General features: G+C 64.7%; 6 protein-coding genes and 1 rRNA gene. 6 read left to right on the forward strand and 1 reads right to left on the reverse strand.

All coding sequences use genetic code 11. The annotated features are described in order from the left end of the window. Positions 1–282: 282 nt before the first annotated feature. The 6 genes from AC1DIX_RS27270 to AC1DIX_RS27295 all read left to right on the forward strand — a co-directional run bounded on the left by AC1DIX_RS27270 (position 283) and on the right by AC1DIX_RS27295 (position 3724). Positions 283–948, forward strand: coding sequence for a hypothetical protein (locus AC1DIX_RS27270; protein ID WP_477328430.1), 666 nt, complete (start codon positions 283–285; stop codon positions 946–948). A 73-nt stretch (positions 949–1021) separates the two neighbouring features. Continuing rightward, a complete protein-coding gene (locus AC1DIX_RS27275; RefSeq protein ID WP_477328432.1) occupies positions 1022–1681 on the forward strand; it encodes a DUF5682 family protein in 660 nt (219 codons plus the stop codon). After that, positions 1671–1862, forward strand: a complete 192-nt coding sequence (locus AC1DIX_RS27280) for a hypothetical protein (protein WP_477328434.1) — start codon at positions 1671–1673, stop codon at positions 1860–1862. Before AC1DIX_RS27275 ends, AC1DIX_RS27280 begins: the two co-directional genes overlap by 11 nt. A gap of 45 nt (positions 1863–1907) precedes the next feature. Then, entirely contained in the window at positions 1908–2780 is an 873-nt protein-coding gene (locus AC1DIX_RS27285; protein WP_477328436.1) for a VWA domain-containing protein, read from the forward strand. A 65-nt stretch (positions 2781–2845) separates the two neighbouring features. Next, the gene (locus AC1DIX_RS27290) at positions 2846–3316 is read left to right on the forward strand and encodes a DUF6328 family protein (RefSeq protein WP_477328438.1); all 471 of its coding nucleotides are present in this window, start codon (positions 2846–2848) and stop codon (positions 3314–3316) included. Between the two features lie 54 nt (positions 3317–3370). Then, on the forward strand, positions 3371–3724 hold the full coding sequence (locus AC1DIX_RS27295) for a hypothetical protein (protein ID WP_477328440.1): 354 nt from the start codon (positions 3371–3373) through the stop codon (positions 3722–3724). On the opposite strand, the gene rrf is transcribed toward AC1DIX_RS27295, so the two are convergent. Beyond that, positions 3724–3816 (reverse strand): 5S ribosomal RNA (rrf, locus tag AC1DIX_RS27300); the annotation flags it as partial. The two genes, AC1DIX_RS27295 and rrf, sit on opposite strands and share 1 nt — an antisense overlap.

Consider the following 3816-nt stretch of genomic DNA (forward strand, 5'->3'; position numbering starts at 1 on the left):
AGTGAGATTATGCAGTGTTTCGCTTAACTCGTCAACTCCATCTTTTTCTTCAGCGCCAGCGGTGTTATCAAAACACCTAGCCCAACTACTTGATTTCGTTCAGCTTTTCCTGCGCTGCAGAAGCAGGACGCGCACTATAGCAAACGGCATACGAGCACGCAAGTCCTGTTGCGCGAACCTCTGCATACCGGCGGTGACGCCGCACGATTGACCACTCAACAATAATCGTGGAGTGGCTTTCATCGATACGCAGTCCCGCCATCATTCACGAGAAGGGCATCGGTGACCCTCGACGCTAAGCAGATCCTGGCTCTCGCACCCGATCCAGCTTCGGCCAAGGCCGGCAGCCAGTTGGCAGCAGCGCATCAGTGGTCGAATCTCGGCAAAAGCGCAGCCGCCCTATGGGACGAATGCCAGGGCAGCGGCAAGACACCGTATAAAACCCAGGTCGACCCGAACGGGCCCGCCTTCAAATGCACCTGTCCCAGCCGCAAATTCCCCTGCAAGCATGAGCTCGGCCTATATCTCTTGTCGACGGCCGAACCAGCACTATTCCCGGGCGGCGCCGAACCGCAATGGGTCGGCGACTGGGTGTCCAGCCGCCAGACACGCCAGGAAAAGAAGGCCGACAACGCCATCGCACAAGATCCGACAGCGTCCACCGCCGCCACGGCCCAAGCCCGCAAGCGTGAAGAAAAGCGCGAAGACAAGATCGATGCCGGCATGCGGGAACTGCAGACCTGGCTGCACGATCTGGCGCGCGAAGGTCTCGCCGCGGTGCGCTCGCGCGGCCAGGGCATGTGGGACGGGATCGCCGCGCGCATGGCCGATTCCCAGGCGGCCCCCTCGCACGCCGGCTCCGCCGCGCCGGCAGCTTCTTGTACCAGTCGGGCCTGCGCCATGCCGACAGCCTGGTTGCCAACGAGCTGGCCTCGATCTACCTGCTGACCCAAGCCTGGCAGCGCCTCGGCCAGTTGCCTCCTCCCCCTGCAGGCCGACGTGCGCCCCGCTCGGCTGGACCGTGAGCCAGGACGAGGTGCTGCGCCAGYCCGGCATCGAGGGCTCCTGGCGTGTGCTGGCCCAGACCACTTTCGATGACGAGCGCCCGCGCGTGCGCGCGACACGGCTGCACGGCCCGGATACGCGCTGGGCCCTGCTGCTGCAGTATGCGGCCGGCGCCCAGGGCTTCGAACAGCAGCTCTCGCCCGGCACGGAGTTCGACGGCGAGCTGTCGCATCCGATGCTGAGCGGGCGCTGCGCACGCATCCTGACCGAGCACGGCGAATGGAATGCGGAGCGCGCCGCGCAGCAGTTGTCTCTGCACTGCTCGCCGGGCGTGGCGCCGCTGGCCGCCGCGCAGTGGCTGGAAGGCTTCCTGCAGGGCAGCGGCACCTTGCTGGCGCACAGCGACGCCCTGTGGAACATCGTCAACGGCTGGCTGCCCTCGCTTCCTCCCGGCACCTTCACGGAACTGCTGCCGCTGCTGCGCCGCATGGTGTCGACCTTTACCGCGCCGGAGCGCCGTGAACTCGGCGAACGGGCCGCGCATGGCAACGGCGCGGCATCGGGCGTAACACCGGCCGAGACCGCGGTTGATCCGGCCTGGGCGCAGCGCGTGCTGCCGGTCCTGCACACCCTGTTGGCAGCGCGGCCGCTCGAAGAGGCCATCCATGGCGAATGACGAACGCAGTGCGGAAGCGGCGCGGCGCTGGCGGCTGGTGCTGGGCCAGGACGCCACTGGACCGATGCCGCTGAATGTCGAGAATGCCGCCATCGACGGCGTGCTCGATGCGCTGTACGGCAGCCCGGACGGCAGTCCGAAGGGAGGGCTGGGCGCATCGGCGCCGCGGGTGGCGCGCTGACTGGGCGACATCCGCGAATACTTCCCGTCCAGCGTGGTGCAGGTGATGCAGAAGGATGCGCTGGAGCGCCTGGAGCTGCGCGAAATGCCGTGCGAGCCGGAGATGCTGGCGGCGGTGGAACCGGACGTGCACCTGGTCGCGACCCTGCTCAACCTGAACCGCGTCATGGCGAACAAGACCAGGGCGACGGCGCGCAAGGTGGTCGCGCAAGTGGTCGAGGAGCTGGAGCGCAAGCTGGCCGCGCCGATGCGCCAGGCCGTATCGCGCAGCCTGAATCGCGCCGCCCGCAAGCTGCGGCCGCGCCATCAGGACATCGACTGGCTGCGCACCATCATCCCCGAAACGCGGATCGGTTTCGGCCGCCGAGGACGTTCGCTGCGCGACATCGTGCTGTGCGTGGACCAGAGCGGATCGATGGCCTCGTCCTTCGTGTATGCGGGCGTGTTCGCGGCGGTCCTCGCCAGTATCAAGGCGGTCAGCACCTCGGTGGTAGTGTTCGACACCTCCGTGGCCGACCTGACGCCACTGCTGTCTGATCCGTTCGATGCCCTGTTCGGCACCCAGCTGGGCGGCGGCACCGACATCAATCGCGCGCTGGCCTATTGCCAGGGGCTGGTGACGCGGCCGCGCGAGACGATCTGTGTGCTTATCACCGATCTGTATGAAGGCGGGAACGAGGCGGAGATGCTGGGACGGGCGGCCGCGCTGGTCGGCAGCGGCGTGCAGGTGATCGCCCTGCTCGCGCTGAACGATTCGGGCGCACCGTCCTACGACCGCGACAATGCGGCCCGGCTGTCCGCCATGGGCATCCCCTGCTTTGCCTGCACGCCGGACCTGTTTCCGGACCTGATGGCGGCCGCGATCCAGCGGCACAGCCTGGAACAATGGACTTCGCAGACGCAGATCGTGCGGGCGTGATGTCCTGCAGGGCGTCAATCGTGCGTCCGGTTGAATACGGCCGTGTTTGACGTTACTGTCATCCCATGGACGATCAAGCTTCTCAACAACATAAAGACGACCAGGAGATGCGCGACATTATCGAGGAAGCGCGCTGCATCCTTCCCGGTCTTCAGGCGGTGTTCGGCTTCCAGACGATCGCCRTATTCAACGAACGCTTCACGGATCTCGCGGCCTATGCCCAAGTCTGCCATCTGATGGGACTGTGCCTGCTGTTTGTCGCCATGGGCATGCTGATGACGCCGGCCGTCTATAACCGTGCCCAGCACGGCCTTGCGACGTCGCGGATGCTGCGCATTTCACGCAAATCCATCCGCGGTGCGCTCATACCACTGGCTGTCGGGCTGTCGCTCGATATGTTGACGGTAATGTCGCTCGCGACCGACAGCCTTGCGCTCAGCATTGTTGCCGCGGTTGCTTCGCTGCTGCTCTTTGTGGGACTGTGGTATCTCCTGCCACGAAGCGATCCCATCGAGGTTACCGAACCGCGCTCCTGATTTGCGTTGTGCAGTGCAAGGGGGTTGTGTGAGGCTTCGAACAGATGAGGGCGCTTGCAACTGGATAATACCTGCATGGCCTGTGCGAAAGCGGCACTGGCAGAATTCCACGAACTGGGCCGCATTCGTCTACCTGAAGTTCCGATATCGGGGGGAGCGCAGACGGAGACGAATGCAAGCCCAGCCGTTCATGCAAGCGTGACCGCGGCGTTACCGGCGGCGCCTGCTTGCACGCGGCTGGATGGCGACGATCGGTCTCGCCATTATCGCCAGGCCCGCCAGCTCGACGCGCATCGCGCGATTCCAGAGCGGCGGGCCTTGTCTCGTCTTGTCTGGTATCTGAAACAGGCACGCAGAAAAGCAAAAAGCCCGCTCAATCGAATTGAGCGGGCTTCTGCGAATAATTAGCCTGACGATAACCTACTTTCACACTGGTTGCAGCACTATCATCGGCGCAAAGTCGTTTCACGGTCCTGTTCGGGATGGGAAGGGGTGGTACC

Source organism: Massilia sp. 05N420, assembly GCF_056397205.1.

Excerpts from the sequence above, each read along its gene's own strand:
- AC1DIX_RS27280 (WP_477328434.1), top strand. The coding sequence starts at position 1,671 with ATGGCGAATGACGAACGCAGTGCGGAAGCGGCGCGGCGCTGGCGGCTG.
- AC1DIX_RS27285 (WP_477328436.1), top strand. The coding sequence starts at position 1,908 with ATGCAGAAGGATGCGCTGGAGCGCCTGGAGCTGCGCGAAATGCCGTGC.